Annotated in this window: 13 protein-coding genes; 2 read left to right on the forward strand and 11 right to left on the reverse strand. The window is 47.3% G+C overall.

Translation table 11 applies throughout. From position 1 onward, the window contains the following. Nucleotides 1-2 precede the first annotated feature (2 nt). Complete coding sequence (locus DESLA_RS0100200; RefSeq protein WP_028570901.1) at nucleotides 3-689, reverse strand: SOS response-associated peptidase; 687 nt, start codon at nucleotides 687-689, stop codon at nucleotides 3-5. Nucleotides 690-715: 26 nt separating this feature from the next. Beyond that, nucleotides 716-1174 carry a LexA family protein gene (locus DESLA_RS0100205; protein WP_084031771.1) on the reverse strand — a complete coding sequence of 153 codons (459 nt, stop codon included), beginning with the start codon at nucleotides 1172-1174 and terminating at the stop codon, nucleotides 716-718. Between the two features lie 60 nt (nucleotides 1175-1234). On the opposite strand from DESLA_RS0100205, the gene DESLA_RS22640 reads away from it, so the two are divergent. Both DESLA_RS22640 and DESLA_RS0100215 read left to right on the forward strand, forming a co-directional pair. Then, complete coding sequence (locus DESLA_RS22640; RefSeq protein WP_156932809.1) at nucleotides 1235-1690, forward strand: hypothetical protein; 456 nt, start codon at nucleotides 1235-1237, stop codon at nucleotides 1688-1690. Between the two features lie 311 nt (nucleotides 1691-2001). Further along, entirely contained in the window at nucleotides 2002-3222 is a 1221-nt protein-coding gene (locus DESLA_RS0100215; protein WP_028570904.1) for a diadenylate cyclase, read from the forward strand. 294 nt (nucleotides 3223-3516) lie between these two features. Here DESLA_RS0100215 and DESLA_RS22645 read toward each other — a convergent pair whose 3' ends face one another. From DESLA_RS22645 to DESLA_RS0100255, 9 genes are all read right to left on the reverse strand, one after another. After that, complete coding sequence (locus DESLA_RS22645) at nucleotides 3517-4194, reverse strand: hypothetical protein (protein ID WP_156932810.1); 678 nt, start codon at nucleotides 4192-4194, stop codon at nucleotides 3517-3519. After that, nucleotides 4181-5281, reverse strand: coding sequence for a hypothetical protein (locus DESLA_RS0100220; RefSeq protein WP_028570905.1), 1101 nt, complete (start codon nucleotides 5279-5281; stop codon nucleotides 4181-4183). Before DESLA_RS0100220 ends, DESLA_RS22645 begins: the two co-directional genes overlap by 14 nt. Next, on the reverse strand, nucleotides 5274-6248 hold the full coding sequence (locus tag DESLA_RS22650) for a PD-(D/E)XK nuclease domain-containing protein (protein ID WP_156932811.1): 975 nt from the start codon (nucleotides 6246-6248) through the stop codon (nucleotides 5274-5276). The genes DESLA_RS0100220 and DESLA_RS22650 overlap by 8 nt, the downstream gene beginning before the upstream one ends. A 723-nt stretch (nucleotides 6249-6971) precedes the next feature. Beyond that, nucleotides 6972-9932, reverse strand: coding sequence for a type I restriction endonuclease subunit R (locus DESLA_RS0100230; RefSeq protein ID WP_028570907.1), 2961 nt, complete (start codon nucleotides 9930-9932; stop codon nucleotides 6972-6974). 5 nt (nucleotides 9933-9937) lie between these two features. Then, entirely contained in the window at nucleotides 9938-12514 is a 2577-nt protein-coding gene (locus tag DESLA_RS17815; RefSeq protein WP_051434240.1) for a DEAD/DEAH box helicase, read from the reverse strand. Between the two features lie 125 nt (nucleotides 12515-12639). Next, entirely contained in the window at nucleotides 12640-13806 is a 1167-nt protein-coding gene (locus DESLA_RS0100240) for a restriction endonuclease subunit S (protein ID WP_028570908.1), read from the reverse strand. Next, a complete protein-coding gene (locus DESLA_RS0100245; RefSeq protein WP_028570909.1) occupies nucleotides 13803-14624 on the reverse strand; it encodes a TIGR02391 family protein in 822 nt (273 codons plus the stop codon). Before DESLA_RS0100245 ends, DESLA_RS0100240 begins: the two co-directional genes overlap by 4 nt. Next, nucleotides 14621-15655 (reverse strand): PDDEXK nuclease domain-containing protein, encoded by a 1035-nt coding sequence (locus DESLA_RS0100250; protein WP_028570910.1) that lies wholly within the window; start codon nucleotides 15653-15655, stop codon nucleotides 14621-14623. Before DESLA_RS0100250 ends, DESLA_RS0100245 begins: the two co-directional genes overlap by 4 nt. Before the next feature lie 49 nt (nucleotides 15656-15704). Further along, nucleotides 15705-17249, reverse strand: a complete 1545-nt coding sequence (locus tag DESLA_RS0100255) for a type I restriction-modification system subunit M (protein WP_035262055.1) — start codon at nucleotides 17247-17249, stop codon at nucleotides 15705-15707. Nucleotides 17250-17340 lie beyond the last annotated feature (91 nt).

The raw sequence follows: 17340 nt of genomic DNA on the forward strand, positions 1-17340 counted from the left end.
GGTCAACCTTGAGTAGCGTCAGTTAGCAGGACCGGGACGATGCATTCCGGATCGTTGTTCTTGGCGTTGTTGATCCTGGCGCTGACCGGCTGCATCAGAGTGGGCATGCCGGTGAAGGGCTGAAGCAGGGTGTCAATCTGCTCCCGAGAACTCTCCAGCGCGAGCCATGTTGGATATTCCTCGGGCCTGATAACCACCGGCATCCGGTCATGGATGAGCGCCACCGCCTCGTTGGAATTGGTGGTCAGGATGGCGCAGGAGTCGATGACCTCGCCCGTCATTGGATTCTTCCAGGATTCCCAGATTCCGGCCATGGAGAATAGTTCCAGGTTCTCGAAGCCAATCAAGTATGGCTGCTTTTTGGTTCCGGACTTCTTCCACTCCAGGAACCCGTTGGCCGGGATCAGGCACCGCCTGTGCCGGATAGCGGAACGAAAACTGGATTTATCCCAAGCCGTCTCGGACCGGGCATTGATGCTCTTCGGCGCTTTTGTCAGGTCGCGAGTCCAGGAAGGGATCAGGCCCCATCTCAGGCGAGCAAGGCTCCGGCCTGAAGATCCCTGGCGCAGCACCATGATTTCCTGCCCCGGCGCTATGTTGTAGCTCTGCTGGATGGATTTCCCGGGTCCAGGAAGTCCGTAGTGCTCGGGGATGGCCAGGGTGATCCAGAGGACAAAACGTCCGCACATTGTGGCAGGCCTCTCTTCCGGTGGTGTCAGGGCATCTTGCGGATCACGCTCGTCACCACGCCCCAGACTTCGCAGTCCATCTCGGGCGTGAGTTCGATCTCCGGAAAGTCGTCATTGGCCGGAACCAGAAAGGCGTGCCCATTGCGCCGTTTTAACGTCTTGACCGTGAATTCACCGTAGACAATGGCGATTACAATCTTGCCGTCCGCGGCCTCGACGGACTTGTCCACGACCAGCACGTCCCCGTCATGGATGCCCACCCCCTGCATGGAATCGCCAGACGCCCGGACCAAATACGTGGCAGCCGGGTTCTTGACCAGGTACTCGTTCAGGTCCAGGCGCTTCTCCAAAAAATCATCAGCAGGTGAGGGAAAGCCCGCTGTCACGGGCGACAGGAACAGCGGCAGTTCAACATCCAGACGCTTGGTGACGCCAGAAATCAGGGCCAAGTCCTTAGATAAGGGAGTCTCTTGAATTTGGTTCATTGAACAAACTTCACGCTGGTTTGCATGGCGAAATTCTAGCGATCCGCGAGTGGTGAGGCAATGGCCTCGCAGTCCAGGATGTTTTCAGGTGTCTCGCTGGTGCTTTTTCCACTCTCCGTGCCCGTTCTTGATTGTCAGGGCCAGCTGGACAGGTACATGGTAGAGCAAAGTTTCGCAAAGAGCTCAAGTTGCCAGGTGCTTCACGCTACGCCCTATGCGGTGCACTTCCAGAACACCAAGTATCGCTATCTCGTAGTACTTCAAGCGCTTGGCCAGCCCTGGAAGGTCTACACGAGTTCCGCTCACCATATCTTCAAAAATTTCTCACAATCCGGCCTTGGCCAAGACTTCCTGTTGCAAATTCAAGTTTTGATCTGTAGTAAATACACGACTTTGGATGTGGAATTGCATAACGGTCTGACTTATTGCAATCCTTGTGGAGCCCTCGCCGGTGGCATCCCCGTCCGTCACCCAAATGAAGCACCAGAAAGCCAAGCCCATCAAGGCATGGCCTAAGCCATCCCCGTAGGGGTCTGCCTTGATGGGCTTGAGCTCGTATCTCCAAGGGGCGAAACTAGTCTCCGTCACTACATGATTTTGTGGTCAATTCCATTCCATGATCGAGGAACCCGGGCATTTATCACTTGAATTCAGCATGCTGGCGCAGTCCAGCCCCAAGTCTCATAGCGTATTTTCCAGTCATCGCAGAACATGGTATGGGGTGATAATAAAAAAATAAGCACAATAAGCCGATGGAGGATATATTCTAGATTCTCCCAAATAGTGCTTAATTTCATCGTTATCCAACAAAAGTTGATAGGTTATATATGATTGAAGAGCTAGTTGATTATCTTTGTAAATTATTTCCAGGTACAAATTTAGATTTGAAAACTAACAAACGAAGTAATGAAGAAAATGGAGTTTACATAGGTAAAGGTAATAAGAGCCTTGAGATCATTCACGATAAAAAACTATATAGAATTATAAGACCTGAAAACTTCTCAAAAATAGAAGAAAAGTGCGTAAAAAAAGCTTTACTGAAAATTTATTCATTCGAGAATAAAGATATTAATCCTTTAATGAAAAAAGTAATAATAGAAAATTTTCTGGACAGTATTATATTAGAAGAATTTATAGGGTTTAATCAAAAGTTTGATGATATTAATAAATACTCTGACCAATTATTTGATGAGATATTAAATTCAATATATTTTTGGAGGAATAAAACTTACGAGGGAAATAAAATATCAATAGGGATTATAATTACACCAGAAAAAAACGACTCCGAGATAAGTATATTTGATACTATTAGAAGTGATTATTTCGCTCCAATCACTGACGGAATGAATAGTTTTATAAGGATAGATATGTATGGAAAAATAATTGGATATGAACAGTTTGATCAGTTCTATGATAATACACTATTACCTTATAGATTCAGCACTATAAAAGAATTAAGGAAAGAAAAAGTTATAATATTAACACGAATGGGAGATATACTTTTAATTTCTGATGGTAGTTTAAGATATTCAAAGAAAAGTAGGCAATGGATACAATATCATGCTGAAAAAATCATCATGAGGTTAACAGCAAGGGCTAATATTAAGGATAATCAACTAAAATATGCTATTTATCAGACTGGTTTAGATGTTTCATTTGCAAAAACTGGTTGTGTTATAGGAGTAATAAATGATGCAAATATAAATTTTAATGAAAATTTAATAGATAGCGAAATGATAAAAGACAGTAGATATATCAAAAAAGTAGAAATTTTAAATAAACTATCTAACAAAAAAAGATTTCAAGATTTGAGAAGATTATTGAGAAAGGAAATGGCAGGCATTGATGGTTGTTTTGCTATTGATAATGAAGGAAATATTATTAGCATAGGTGCAATATTAAAAATAGGGGGAGGAAGTTTAGGTGGCGGGCGTACAGCTGCCGCTGTTGCGATTTCTAAATATGGGATTGGTATCAAAGTATCAGAAGATGGATACATACAACTATTTAGAGATGGCCATAAAGAAGAAGCGTTTAGAATTGAATAAATTTATGGTATATCACTTGAGTTCAAAACATTAGTCGAATAATCTTTGATTTTTAACTAGATGTGCGGATTTGGCTTTGCAATCTGCAAACAATACTAGCTGATATAATTCAGCATTCTTGAATAGCGAGCCGCACAAGGCCCATAGAATTGTGTAAAGTAACCCTCTATTTTAAATGTTTTTTCATGATTGCCACCTACAGAAATGGCGATCCAAATTTGCTTTATTACTACATATCGAAAGTACACAACTGGGCAAGACGGCATGATAAAAATTGTGAAACTTCAGTAGATTTTATTCCTTAAAAATATCTTCTCGACGTGAAGCAATTTTATCTAATATTACTTCATAGCTAGGGTGAGAAATTGCGACAGTTCCATTCTCATGAATTTCTCCGCGAATAGGCATTCCCAAAAACAGTGCCGTAAAGCATAATTTGCTAGGAATTTGAGGTAAATTAATATTGATGCATTTGATTGCTTCTTGAACATCTTTTGAACTAGCTAGAGACATCGTGCACTTCAAACTATCCGAAATATTAAATTGATTGTACGATATCTTTACTGTCATGAATTTTTCAAACAACGTGTTAAGCATATTTGTTGTAGATATGATGTTTAATTTGCAATCGCTGACTGTAAACTGAAGTTTAGTTTTCGATAATAAATATGTTATAATGGTTGATGCTCGCCTTGATGGATTTATTATTAGGATTATATGGTTACTATATATAATAAATGAAGTGCTAAAAAAAGTATATCGATCAAGTTCAATTATTCCATTTACAGGATCGTCGATCTTCTCTGTGTATATAATTTTTTCATAATAAGTAGCTTTTATTTTTTTTTTTGAGTAATCATTTATCTTGATTCCGCGAAATTCTTCATTTGTATATCGCGCGCTATCCAACATTTTCTGTAGGTCTTCCCAGTTTGATGCGAATGAATAAGGAAATAGCTTAGCTCTTATCATTTGTTACTTCCTGTTTTGAAAATCTAGCAGCTTCTTCTAATTTGGACTTATAAGAAATTTTTTCTGGTTCAGATAATTTTTTCCTTGTTGTGCTAAAGGTAGAGTTTTCTTTTTTAAAAGTATATGCACCTTTTACCGCATATTGAAACCCCTTGCAATCTTGGGGATCAGAAAATCCAGCTTCAAATTCGACAAGCTGGTTAGGTACACATGCTATGTCTAAAGACTTCCATGTTAAGTTCGAAATGAAGAAACCTTTATCAACAAAATCTATGTATTCTTTTTGGCTCAGTAAGGCTTTTCCCTTGATTGCTACTTCTCTTATAAATCCAGCTAATTCTGGAGTTGGAAGAACCTCTTCACCGTTGTCTGATTCATGTTCCTCATCGATAGGGGCTCCACCAAACCGTGAAATTTTTACTCCTGAAACATCATCTAGCTGTAGGTCTGCAATACTATTGATTAGAGCAAAGAAGAAGTCGTTTCTTTTTTTTCCATCTGCTACATTCGCTAACTCTATCTCATCAACATCAAGATTTTCATTTTCTGCCCTTTCTATTTCTTGAATTATCTTTTGTATTAATTCTTTGCATTTTTCGTTTGCAGCTGTCCTAATATTAGTTTCTATAATATTGTGTGTAAACTCAATTCTATCCTTTCTGATAACCTCTTGAAGCATAGTAGCTTTGCCATAATCTATATCTTTATATTCATATTCAATTATCAATGTCGGAGAATTTGGATTAGTCAAAATATTAATTTTTTCTCCAATATTAGCTAGCTGTGTAGACAAAGCTTCAACTGAATTATGTATCTGGTCATAAGTTAGAGCTTTTTTGATCTGTTTTGTTGTAATTTTTTCTCTTCGATAGTCCTGTTCAATAATTTCGTACAAATTTACTATATCGTCATGATCAAATGGCAATTGCGAAACATAGTTCGCTAATTTTTGTCTTTCTTCATTTTGCGATACTAAGATATACTTTTGCTTTGCCATGTCTATCAAGCCATGAGCACCGATTTTGCGACCCTTTGCCATCAATGTATCAAAAATATCAATAGACGTGACATGAAATTTCCTACTCATTTCTTAAACCTATTTCCTTGCTAAAAAAATGAGGGACAACTCTGTTGATATGCTCATAATTTATTAGAGGATTAAGTTTCTTTGCGAAATTTTCATCAACTGTTTGTTCATATATCTTCAAAGCTTTTTGAAAGTTGTTTCTTGTCGTTTCCTTAGAAAATGGGATGAAAATTCGAACTTTATTAACACTCTGCAGGCAATTGTATTTTCTTAGATAATCAAATAAATGCTGAAAATTTTCAAACTCATTTTCTTTGTCTTCCATATACACGTCAAGACCTCCAATTGTGTTTGTTTCTTTTGGCTCAGAATATCTATAAATGTGGAAAGAACCACCTATCTGTTCAATCGTAAGCGGAAGTCTTGCTGGATCGTGATATATATTCCGTATTGGTTGTTCAGGATAAAAAAAACCGCAGAATTCTTCATCAGGAAGGTCCTTCTTGCCGCGCAGCCGTTCAATATTTGAACATATATTTGCAAGATAACATATTTTCTTAGGTCCAATTACGGAAATAACATTACCCTTATCGATTACTATCTTTTCAGTAGCCTTTTTGAATAGTTCAAAAAAATCACTATCATACTGATTGTCATTATTAAAAATAAATAGCATACCTTTTATATTAATTGGATCGCTCGTATGTACATAATTTTTGTTCCAGTCTATGCTTTTACGGGCGCATGTAAGTGATTCGTTGAGATTCTCTATAGCTTTTTTTAGTTCTAGTGGTTTTATTGAATTTTTTGAATAGCTTTTTAAATCACATAATATATGAGTTATTTTATCTTCATACGGCTCTGCATATGCGAACACAACATCAGCAGGATGTGTCTTCCGATTATGTGATTGTTCGACACAAGAGAAATTTTCATTGCGTGGACCATAAATAGACCAACCAAAATGAGTTGTTATCTCTTTGCTTATTATTTCAGCCATGGATGATATATTCACTGTTTCCGCCATGTTATGTTTCCTTCGAAAAAGTTATTTGTGCTTTTGTTTGGCTTGTGCTCTTTTTTCTGTTCATAAAAAATAAATAGCGTAATTATTTTAAGTTGACAATAGCACGCTTAATCTAATGCGTATAGCAGGCTTTGAATGAATGATGTCCCTGCAAAAAATCAGCGCCAATTATGCAGACAGCCCCCAGTGTTGCCCCTGTAGGGGGATTCTTTTACCGTTTTCATCGAGTGTGAAGTCAATGACTCCAAGGCCATCCGGTGCTTGCCCCGTGGGCGGACAAACCAAGTTGACTTCGTGTTTTTGAGTTCCTGGTGATTGTCATCAATATCGTAACGTTGACAGCCAACATGCATTATGAAGATTCCATAAAAAAGTTATCCTAGAAGGGGTATGCATAATCAGCCTTTCTTAGCAATAGGTGAGAATATCAGAATCAACCCTCCATCGCTAGGAACCCCTCTCACAAACTCCAACACAGAACATCACCAATTCCACCAGAGCTCTTATTCCCGCTATTTGCTCGCAATGCTCTCTACAACCATCCCGAAGACTTCCCGGATGCGCTCGACTCAATGGAAATTTTGCCTGAAAATATGGCAAAACCAGGGTCTCGCTTGTCGTTGCACCAAGCCTTAACAGCCGCCGGCTCTGGTCGACCGAAAGAGCCCAGGGCCTCGGCCTACCTTGGGCAACGAAAAAACATAGAACCAGCTACTCTCAGGCTCAATAATACTGCACGATATACCCATACGCCTTGTCGAACAGGTCCTGATCCTTGATCTTGTATTTCACGTAGATCACTTTGCGCAGGGCTTTTTGGACTTCTCTTTCACCGGCTTTGGTGTGCTGCCAGCCGGGGAAGCGGACGAGGCGGACGATTTCGTCGATGTCGGCCACGATGCGTTCAACCATCACTGGAGTGTTGCCGCCTTTCACTTCCATGAACAGGTCCGTCAGGGCGGCCTTGGCTTTTGACTGCTCATCAACAGGGTCCACCTGTTTTTCGGCCTGGACGACCTCTCTGGCCAGAGTCAGCAGTTCCTTCAGGAAGTCGATGCTGTGCAGCAGGCCCTGTTCATGGCGTTCCTTCAGCTTTTCCAGGCGTTCTCCCAGGGCGACGAATGACGGATTGTTCTTGTGTTTGCGCAGCCGGGCGATGAGCTTGATTTCGATTTCCTTGGATTTCTTCCCTGGATCATCGACATTGAGAAGACTTTCAAGCACTTCGGCGTCCATGACCAGGGTGTCCAGGTCATCACGCACGGTTTCCAAATGGACATTCTGGTGGACCAGTTCGATGGTCTTGGCTCCAAGTGCGTGCCAGAGCAGCTTGCCATTGCCGCTGGGCGGCTTCACGGACTCGTATACCTGGGACAGCCATTTGTAGTCGGTTTCGTAGGGGCCGAGGCAAGGGTCAGGGGAGAGAGCTTCCCAGACACGGGAGAGCACCGAGTATTGGGCCGCGAAAAGGTCCCGTGTTTCGTTGTTCGGCAGGCAATCCTGGGCAGCGATTAGGCCTTCGTAGCCGCCCACGGAGCGATCCACGCCGGGAAAGAAGGCCAGGCATTTCACGAAAAGGCCGGGAAGCTCCTTTTTGAGTTCATCCAGGTTGGTGATGACCTTCTGGACCGCCTTTTCGTCAAAATCCAGGGCCGTGGCCACGTCGTCGAAGATGCCGAGGTAGTCGACGATCAGGCCATGGGTTTTGCCGGGGAAGATTCGATTGGTCCGGCAGATGGCCTGCAACAGGCTGTGGTCCTTCATCAGCTTGTCCAGGTACATCACCTGCAGAATGGGTGCGTCAAAGCCGGTCAGCAATTTGGATGTGACGATCAGGAACTTGAGCGGATCGTTGGGGTCCCGGAATCGGTCGAGCAGCTTTTCTTCTTCGTCCTTGGACAGCTTCCATTCGGAGAACCCTTCGGATTTGCCGCCCTTGGCATGCATGACGATGGCGCTGGCTTCCGGCCCGACCAGTTCGTCCAGAACCTTCTTGTAGAAAACGCAGCATTCCCGGTCGAAGGTGACCACCTGGGCCTTGAATCCATTCGGCTCCACCTTCTCCTGGAAATGTTTGACGATGTGCCGGCAGATCGCGTTCACGCGGGCGGGCGCTTTTATCAGCATGGCCATTTTCGCGGACCGCTTGGCCAACTCGTCCCGGTCCTCGTCGTTCAGGCTGTCGGTCAGTTGAGCATAGGCCTCGTCAATGGCCTCCTTGTTGATGTGCAGTTTCACGTCCACTGCTTCGAAATGCAGCGGCAAGGTGGACTTGTCACGGATAGAGTCCTGGAAGGAATAGCGGCTCATGTAGCCGTGTTCGTCCTCGTCCGCGCCAAAGGCCCAGAACGTGTTGTGGTCGCGCTTGTTGATCGGCGTACCGGTCAGGCCGAACAAGAACGCATTGGGCAGGGCGTTGCGCATCTTTCGGCCCAAATCGCCTTCCTGGGTGCGGTGGGCTTCATCCACCATCACGATGATGTTTGACCTTTCGTTCAGGCGGTCATCAGCTTCCGCGAACTTGTAGATGGTCGTGATGATGATTTTGCGGGTATCCGAGGCCAGCAGCCGTTGCAGATCTTCCCGGTTCTCGGTCCCGGTCATGTTCGGGATGTCCGCGGCATTGAACGTGGCGGTAATCTGGGTGTCCAGATCGATTCGGTCCACCACGATCATCACCGTGGGGTTGCCCAGCTTGCGATGCATGCGCAGTTTCTGCGCCGCGAAGACCATCAGCAGGGACTTGCCCGAGCCCTGGAAGTGCCAGATCAAGCCCTTTTTCGGATAGCCGTTGACCACGCGGGCGACGATCAGATTGGCGGCCTCATATTGCTGATAGCGGCAGATGATCTTGATGCGCCGGTGTTTCTTGTCCGTGGCAAACAGGGTGAAGTTTTGCAGGATGTCCAGCAGAATATGAGGCCGGAGCATGGAGCGAATGGATCGTTGCACATCGGCCAGGGTGCCTTCGGATTTGTCGTCAAGGTCATGCCATGGCCCCCAGATATCAATGGGCATGCGGACCGAGCCGTAACGGAAGCACTTGCCCTCGGTGGCAAAGGAAAAGACGTTGGGCACGAACATTTGTGGTACGTTTCGCTCGTAGCCGTTATGGATGTCACTGGCCGCGTCCACCCAGGTCACGGCAGGACGCACCGGCGTCTTGGCCTCGCCGATGACCAGAGGAATTCCATTGACCAACAACAGAATATCAAAGCGCCGCCCGCCGTCTCTCGTAGGGTAGACCCATTGGCTCGTCACCACGTAATCGTTATTGCTCAGGTCTTCGAAGTCGATCAGACGCACCGGCGTGTGTTCGCCGCGTTCGCCAAAGGGCATGGATTTCTCACCCCGCAGCCACTCGGCGAACAGCTCATTGGCCCGCACCAGCCCTTCGCTCTGCACCGACAGCGGAATGGTCCGCAGGCGATAAAGCACCTCGTCGGCACGCTCGGGCTGGGCCTTGATTTCCGGGTTCAGGCGGATGAGGGCATCACGCACCATCGATTCCACCAGCACATCGGAGTGCTGGCGGGGCAGGTCCTCGGAGGACACGAAGCGCCAGCCTTTGACCTTGCCGCCGTAACTGGCAAGTTCTTCGGTCAGCATATTCGAAGTGACGCCGCCGCAGAGCGTGTCGAGAACCATCTGCTCGACAGTGTTTTCTTCGTTAAAATTTGCCATTCAGCTCAACCTCTCGCCAATGAGGAAAGCTTCCTGCTTTTGAACCGAGAAAGAATATCGTCAGTCCCTAACCTAGCTTCTATAATCCTATTTGCTGCAAATTCTCGCCATTCTATGACTCCTGGTGCTTGGAAAGCATCCCACAAAGAACGTATAGTCTTCAAACAATCCTCAGCAAATTTTTTGAAATCTTCGACGCTGATGAAATAGACATTTTCGGTATGCGGATTTGCGGCGTAATGCAATTTGTCAGTTGTCGAACACAATACGACAGAAAAAACTACACCAGGGTGCTCTTCGGCAAGCGTTTCGGGATGCGCCTTCGCTTGCAGAGTTTTAGCCTTAGAAACGAGCGGATTGTCGCCGGTTGCGGTGTAGTCCTCAAAGACAACACCTTGTCGCCCAAAGATCCACCAAGGATCCGGATCACCGGATCGCTCAGTGTTGCCCGATTCAAAGCCCAGTAAGCGACCGAGTTTAACCTGTGCTTCTTCGAACGGTTTCGATTCCGAACTTGAAAGACCCTCCCTGATAGCCTGAAAATATTTTTCAATTTTTGCGCTGCCGGACTTTCCAAACCGCTCGAGAACCCCTTCAATACGCTCAATGCGTTCTCCGTAGATGACTTCGACAGGTACTTCCTGTGATTGATTGGAGATCAGTTTTTGAATCTGTTTAAGCCATGGCAACGCGTTGGCGCATGAAAAGGCTGCTGAAAAATGCTCTTGAGCTACCTGTGTTTGTTTCGCTTGGTAGGCGGCTGAACCTGCAAGGTAATTCCAAAGAGCAGAATATCCCTTCAGTTCAGGTCCTCCTGCAATATTGGCAAGCACATCTTTTGCCGAAGAGAGAGCACTATCAAAATCACCAGCCCAAAGGGCATCGTTAAATTTAACTTCATGAACAACCGATTTTCCTAGCGGATTTGCGGAAGGTATGGGCGATTGAGCCAGTTTATCTCTTGTCTCCAATATATGGTTATCGGCCGTTTTCCACTCTGGTCCATGGGCAATGAATATATCGATATTTTCTCCAAATGCAGTTGGATCATCGACATTTGACTGATCAACACCAAAATTGACTTCGGCCTGAAGCTCTGGATGCAATGTATCTCTCTTTTCCGGCATATGGAAATATTGATGCACCTTGTCGCCGATAATAACTACGAGTGAATAGTCCGTTGATGAGCGTGTACACCTTCCTACAGCTTGTGTAATCCTGGTGCGGATGCGGACCTGAAAAAGAATTGAAGAGCCTAATCGATTAGTGATGAAGCGTTCTTGAAGGTTTGTTGATTGAGGGAGGCCATAGATAATCAAGTATCTGCATTCGTCACCGATCAGATCGATTCCATCATACCTATTCGCCAGAACGGCTATTGCGGAACTTGTCTGAGTGAAGGACTTCTTAGAAGCTTCTAATTGTGCGGCGTCAAAGAGCGTATGCCTTTTCGTCGTCGGGAGTGACATAATGACTTCTTTGACTTTGTCGACGTCGCGGTTACTTGGGGTGAGGACGAGTGCTCTGTCAAATTTCGTAACCCAGGAAATCGCGTGATCCAATGAAGTCGCTTCATCCAATTTCCGCATAGGGAACACGAAAAAACGTCGGCCTATTCCTTGCTTATCCCAGCCCTCTGGAGCAGGTATCCGTTCGATAATTTTACGGCCGAAAATTCTTTCTAAGTCTCCACCTTCGCCTAGAGTTGCCGACATGTAGATGCGCTGTCGAGCACTCTGAAATGGCGAGAAGCTCTTCGTAGGGGCTATAAGAGGGCGAATGAGAATTGAGTTGAGGGTGTAATAGATATGGCATGCGTGAAGACGATCTCTGATCATACGCCATCGATAACAGTAGTCCTCTAAGCTTTCACTATCTCTGCAAGCATTGTCCATGAAAACTGTCAGCGATGTCATACAATTAAGTAAATAAGGAGTCGGGACTTTATTGACAAATAATGTGTCAAAAGAATCATCAGTCCACTGATCATAAAGGAGTTGATCACTCTCTGTTGTGTAAGGTGCGATTGTTTTCCATAGTGCATCGAATATTTTTTTATCCTGATAGCGCCGAATTTCCAAAGACCAGAAACTTGACACATAATTTTCAGCAGCATGCGCATCGTCAAAAATTAATGTGTGAACCTCGTTGAAAAACGTATTTGTATTGAATAGAGCACTATAGGTGGCAACGCCAATTGATTCGCAATTGTTGAAAGCCGTTTTATTCGCCTCCGTATAGTGGTGTTTCGATCCAGAAAAATCAAGAGCGTTGATGCCATATTTTTCACAGGACTGCTCGACAACCTGATGGACAAGCTGTTTGGTTGGGCAAAGTATTATGCATCGCTCACGTTTTGTTCTTCTGCGCCACTCTGCGATTAGAAGACCAACTAATGTTTTACCGCTGCCGGTGGGCAATTCAAGTGCAATATCTCGTTTATCAATATGATCCATGTATTTACGAAGCATGTCTGCTTGCTGCGCAAGAAGTCCTTCGACAGTACGATCTCGCAGATCACGGAACAACGTTTCAGGGTCTTTGATCGAAACAGAAGATTTTTGCTGGATTTTAAAAGCCATACGGTAAGCCTCCTGGATTCCTGTTGCACATAGAGCCGTGACTGACTGGCGAGATATTCGAGAACCAGTCGAAGTAACTCTGTCATAGAAAGTATCGAGAATCACCTGTTCGGGTGTTTTCTTCGTTAAACATGGGCGGTTCCAATCGTTTCATTACTGAACAGCGAGAGCATTCTTTTGGTCTTCGAAACGTGATTTGCTATTGCCCCTATATACCTCTTTTGATCATTGAATTCTGAAACAATCTTTTTCTGGATATAAATGTTTGGAACAGGGAATCTGAATTCAGCAAGGGTCTTCCTATTGATCTTTTTCATGCTGTTACTGGTGCCTGAAGCAGTCTTCATCATGTGACGTCTACCCCGATTGGAAAGAAGCACCAATTCGAGATAAGCAGGAAACGCTTTCTGTGTATTTACTGGCAACCGCATCATAGTATCAGGGAAGGAAACATCCGCACGATCTTCGTCAAAAATTCCTGCAAAACCAACTAAATCGACAGTATTCGAACGTGAAATGAGTAAATCACCTTTATATAGGGTAGCTCTACTCATTTTGTTTGTTTTTGTGACAGGTTTTAGATTTCCTCGGACATACCCGTTTGCGGAAAGGGCTGCTAACGACAATACCCAGTGGCCAGTTTCATCGGATGATGGAGGAGCTGAGCAGCCGCTCTCTGGGCTGCCGGAAAGGACTTCTGGTAGCGACATTTCAGGACAATTCAGAGTTTCTAGAGTGTGCTCAAAGCGAAATTGAGAAACAGTGTGAATGTTGTTAAGGGCCTCTTGATAGGCCGATGCCGCCTCATCAGCCGCCCACAGGATTTCAGCAATGCGCTTCTGTTCATCAAGCGGCGGGAGCGGGAACTCCTCCACTTGCAACGTTTTCCAGTTTATCGTTGGCGAGAGCGAGCCCACTGATATTTCAATGGCCCGTTTCATGAACACGTCGGACTGCAGAAAGAACGGCAGAAAGTCTGGCAGAATCATCGTGGGGATTGCCCGGATAACCATGGCGTGGGCCGAGCAGATTCCATCAAACTCAGCCACGGCGAGTTTGCGCTGATAAGCCCGGCGGCGACCGAAAATCACGTCGCCCTTTTTGAAGGTTAGCTTCTGCCCGGTAACATCGGACGGATGACCCCATTGGCGCAGATGAATCGTGCTGGGATCAAGATGTTCTAATCCGACATAAACGTCGGTCTTCGCATCTGCCGGGTCCACCCGCACCGCAACGTTCTGGGCGATGTCGCCGAACTTGACCATGCGCCAGCCGGGTTTCAATTCATTCATGCGCCACCCCCATGCCGATGCTCCTGATGCGGAACTTTGACGCATTGATCGAGCTTTCTGTGCAGCATGGAAATCAGGGTGAGGTAATCAGCGGCGTCGGTCTCTCCCTGCCACAGGATTTTGGGGCCATGTGCCAGTGGGTTACGAATCGCCGCTGAACATCCCTTCAGAAGCTGTGCAAATCCTTTATGTTCCGACTTTTCGGTTTCAGTCTGAAGGGTGTTGAAGGCAAGAGATGGCTTTTCAACCGAGAAAACCCTGTCAATCAGATTCGTACCATCGGCTTCAATTCCGGAAAGATCACGGATTCTCTGAAACAATCCTTTGCAGGCCTCAAACACTGCATGGAAGTAGTTTTCCTGCATAAGTTCTGGTTGGCAGTATTTGTAGACTTCAGGATGAGTGTTGCGGGGGGCCAACTTTTTTCGAACACCCTGTGCTCGTGCCTCTGCTTCATCCAGGGTTCTGGCTTGAGTTGTATGTCTGAATTGGCCGTCCTTGCCGTATTCGAGGCCGTGCAGAATTAAAACAGCGTTCAGTTCGCTGCGATGGTGTTCGAAATCATCTCGTTTTCCAACGAAGCGTGTTGGGACAAGGTAGGATCTGATGAAAGCAAGAATCTGATTGGCGCTTTTTGTCGTTACCTGGCTTTTCAGAAATATCGAATTAATGCGCCGCCACTTGGTGGATACGCCAGAGTCATCAAGTAGACGGTTTGTCTGGAGATAACGACTGATGTCTGTTCCTGATCCGGCCTCTCCTAGCACTTTGGCAATGGCCTCAACTGTACCCGGATCAAAAGGAGGGTGTGCACTCATTCTTCAATCCCCTCAAGCAAGGCAGCGATCTCTTCCGGCTGGGGCAGTTGTCCCCTCAATTCCTTGGGCAGCGTCTTGGTGATTTCATAGGTTGCCACGCCGATGGGTTTGCGGGCGTCGTGCAGGGCATATTCAACTATGGTGCGGCTCTTTTCCTTGCAGAGAATGATGCCAATAGAGGGATTCTCGTCCTCTTGGCGTACCTGCCGATCCAGCGCGGTCAGGTAAAACTGCATCTTTCCGACGAACTCCGGCCTGAATTTGCCGATTTTCAGCTCAATGGCCACCAGACAACGCAACCGGCGGTGGAACAGCAGCAGGTCGAGGAAGAACTCTTCGCCATCGACCTCCAACCGGTACTGGCTGCCCATGAAAGCGAACATGCCGCCCATGGCCCGCAGGAAGTCTTCGATCCTGGCGATCAGCGCCCGTTCCAGCTCCCGCTCGCTGTGCTTCTCGCCCAGCTCCAGAAAATCGAAGGTGTATTCGTCCTTCACCGCCAATTTGGCCTGAGCCCGCAACTCCGGCGTCAGCGCCTGGTCGAAACTGGTCTGCCCGAGCAGAGATTTTTCGTAGCTTTGGTTGTCGATCTGGTGAATGAGGACGTTCTTGGACCAGCCGAACTTTCGGGTCATGCGGATATAGAATTCTCGTTCAAGAGGGTCCTTGCAGCGCTCCAGGATGGCCAAGTTGTGGCTCCAGCCGATTTCTCGCACCAGTGGTGCGAGTTTTTCCAGACCAGCGTACGCCTCGAAAAAAGCCTTCATTCGCCAGAGGTTGGAGGCCGAAAAGCCGCCCACACCGGGAAACTCCGTCCGCAGATCGGCGGCGAGCTGTTCCACCACCGCCTTGCCCCAGCCTTCAACATCCTGCCGCTCCACGATCATCCGTCCGATATCCCAGTACAGCCCGATCAGCTCGGTATTGACAGCTTTCAGCGCGGCGTACTGCGCCGACCGGATGCGCTCTTTCACCTCGGCGAGGAGGTGCGTGTAGCCCGGGCTTGGATTGTTTTTGTTCAGTTCGCTCATTCTTTTCTCCGCTTTCATGATCGTGGCCCTTTTCCACCGGAGGCCCCTATCAATTCCCGACGTCAGGAAATTGATCCGTGTGTTGCCCAAGCATCTCGAAAAGGCCATGCATCGACTCCCGCAAAGCCAGCGAGCTTTTCTGCCAGTTTGCAATGGCGTGTTTGAGGTTGACCGTTTCGGCTGCCCCATTGCCATTGCCATTGCCATTGCCATTGCCGTTCCCGTTGTCCGCTCGAACGTAGAGCGGGATGCTGAGACTGCTGCCTTTCTCCCGGATTTCGTCATTGGCAACCACGCGGGCAAAGCCGTCCTCGTCGCCGAAGGCCCGGTAGGCGGAGACTATGCGTTGAATGTGGTCGTCAGTAAGGAAGCTCTGTGCCCGCTCGCGGGTCACCTCGTTCACGGCATTGATGAAGAGCACCTTGTTCCTGCGATCCTTGGGCTTGTTCATCCGGCAGATGACGATGCATGCTTCCATGGGCGAGTTGTAGAAGAGGTTCGGACCGAGGCCGAGCACGCATTCCACTACGTCATGAACGACCAGCTTTTCGCGCATCGCAGATTCTTCATTACGAAAGAGGACGCCGTGCGGGAAGAGAATCGCGCAGCGACCGATCTTGGCCTTCATGCTCTTGATGATGTGCTGCCAGAAGGCATAGTCGGCCCGGCCCTGAGGCGGGGTGCCGTAGATGTTGCGGCCCCAAGGGTCGGCGGACCAGGCGGCGCGGTCCCATTGCTTGATGGAATACGGCGGATTGGCAAGGACCACGTCGAACTGCATCAGCCGGTCGCCCTCGACAAAGGCGGGATTGGTCAAGGTATCGCCCCGGACGATGCGGAAGTCCTCGATGCCGTGCAGGAACAGGTTCATCCGGCCTATGGCTGAAGTGAGCAGGTTGCGTTCCTGGCCGAAGAGACGCAGATTTCGCCATTCCTTGTTTTGCCGTTTCAGCTGGGCGACGGAGGAGAGCAGCATGCCCGCCGAACCGCAGGTGGGGTCATAGATCGACTCGCCTGGTTTGGGCTCGAGCATCTCGGTCATCAGATGGACCACGGTGCGGTTGGTGTAGAATTCCGCGGCGGTGTGACCGGAGTCGTCGGCGAATTTCTTGATCAGAAACTCATAGCCCACGCCAAGTTCATCCTCCGGGCAGTTGGCCAGGGACAGAGTCTGGGTGCTGAAGTGCTCGACCAGCTCGCGGAGCATGTGATCCGGCAGCCGGTCCTTGTTGGTCCACTGGGCATCGCCGAAGACGCCGTAAAGGGTGTCCGGATTGCCCCGCTCGATCTCTCGCAGGGCGTCTTGAATCACCGTCCCCACGTTTGCGACCTTCGTCCGGGTGGTCTTCCAGTGGGCTTCCTCCGGAATTTGAAACCGATGCTGCTCGGGCAGAGCGGCATATTCCAGATCACCGCCGGATTCCTCCAAAGCGTCAGCGAGTTCTTCATCATAGACGTCGCAAAGGCGCTTGTAGAAGAGCAGCGGGAAGATAAACTGCTTGTAATCCCCGGCATCGATGTAGCCACGCAGCAGAGTGGCAGCGCCCCAAAGGTAGGATTCAAGTTGGGATTGGGCGATGTGCTTGGTCGTCATATCACCCAACTTCTTTTTGAGGACAGTCCTGGCTTTTTCTGCGGCTTCACGTGTAAAGATTTTGTTATTCGCACCGTAATCTTTCGGCCAA

Origin of the sequence: Desulfonatronum lacustre DSM 10312 (assembly GCF_000519265.1) — a bacterium.
GTDB classification, from domain to species: Bacteria; Desulfobacterota; Desulfovibrionia; order Desulfovibrionales; family Desulfonatronaceae; genus Desulfonatronum; species Desulfonatronum lacustre.

Coding starts and splice junctions, on each gene's coding strand:
- DESLA_RS0100250 (WP_028570910.1), bottom strand. CDS start 15,655: ATGAGCGAACTGAACAAAAACAATCCAAGCCCGGGCTACACGCACCTC.
- DESLA_RS22645 (WP_156932810.1), bottom strand. CDS start 4,194: ATGATAAGAGCTAAGCTATTTCCTTATTCATTCGCATCAAACTGGGAA.
- DESLA_RS17815 (WP_051434240.1), bottom strand. CDS start 12,514: ATGGCTTTTAAAATCCAGCAAAAATCTTCTGTTTCGATCAAAGACCCT.
- DESLA_RS0100200 (WP_028570901.1), bottom strand. CDS start 689: ATGTGCGGACGTTTTGTCCTCTGGATCACCCTGGCCATCCCCGAGCAC.
- DESLA_RS0100220 (WP_028570905.1), bottom strand. CDS start 5,281: ATGAGTAGGAAATTTCATGTCACGTCTATTGATATTTTTGATACATTG.
- DESLA_RS0100255 (WP_035262055.1), bottom strand. CDS start 17,249: ATGACGACCAAGCACATCGCCCAATCCCAACTTGAATCCTACCTTTGG.
- DESLA_RS0100240 (WP_028570908.1), bottom strand. CDS start 13,806: ATGAATGAATTGAAACCCGGCTGGCGCATGGTCAAGTTCGGCGACATC.
- DESLA_RS0100215 (WP_028570904.1), top strand. CDS start 2,002: ATGATTGAAGAGCTAGTTGATTATCTTTGTAAATTATTTCCAGGTACA.
- DESLA_RS0100245 (WP_028570909.1), bottom strand. CDS start 14,624: ATGAGTGCACACCCTCCTTTTGATCCGGGTACAGTTGAGGCCATTGCC.
- DESLA_RS22650 (WP_156932811.1), bottom strand. CDS start 6,248: ATGGCGGAAACAGTGAATATATCATCCATGGCTGAAATAATAAGCAAA.
- DESLA_RS22640 (WP_156932809.1), top strand. CDS start 1,235: ATGGCCTCGCAGTCCAGGATGTTTTCAGGTGTCTCGCTGGTGCTTTTT.
- DESLA_RS0100230 (WP_028570907.1), bottom strand. CDS start 9,932: ATGGCAAATTTTAACGAAGAAAACACTGTCGAGCAGATGGTTCTCGAC.
- DESLA_RS0100205 (WP_084031771.1), bottom strand. CDS start 1,174: ATGAACCAAATTCAAGAGACTCCCTTATCTAAGGACTTGGCCCTGATT.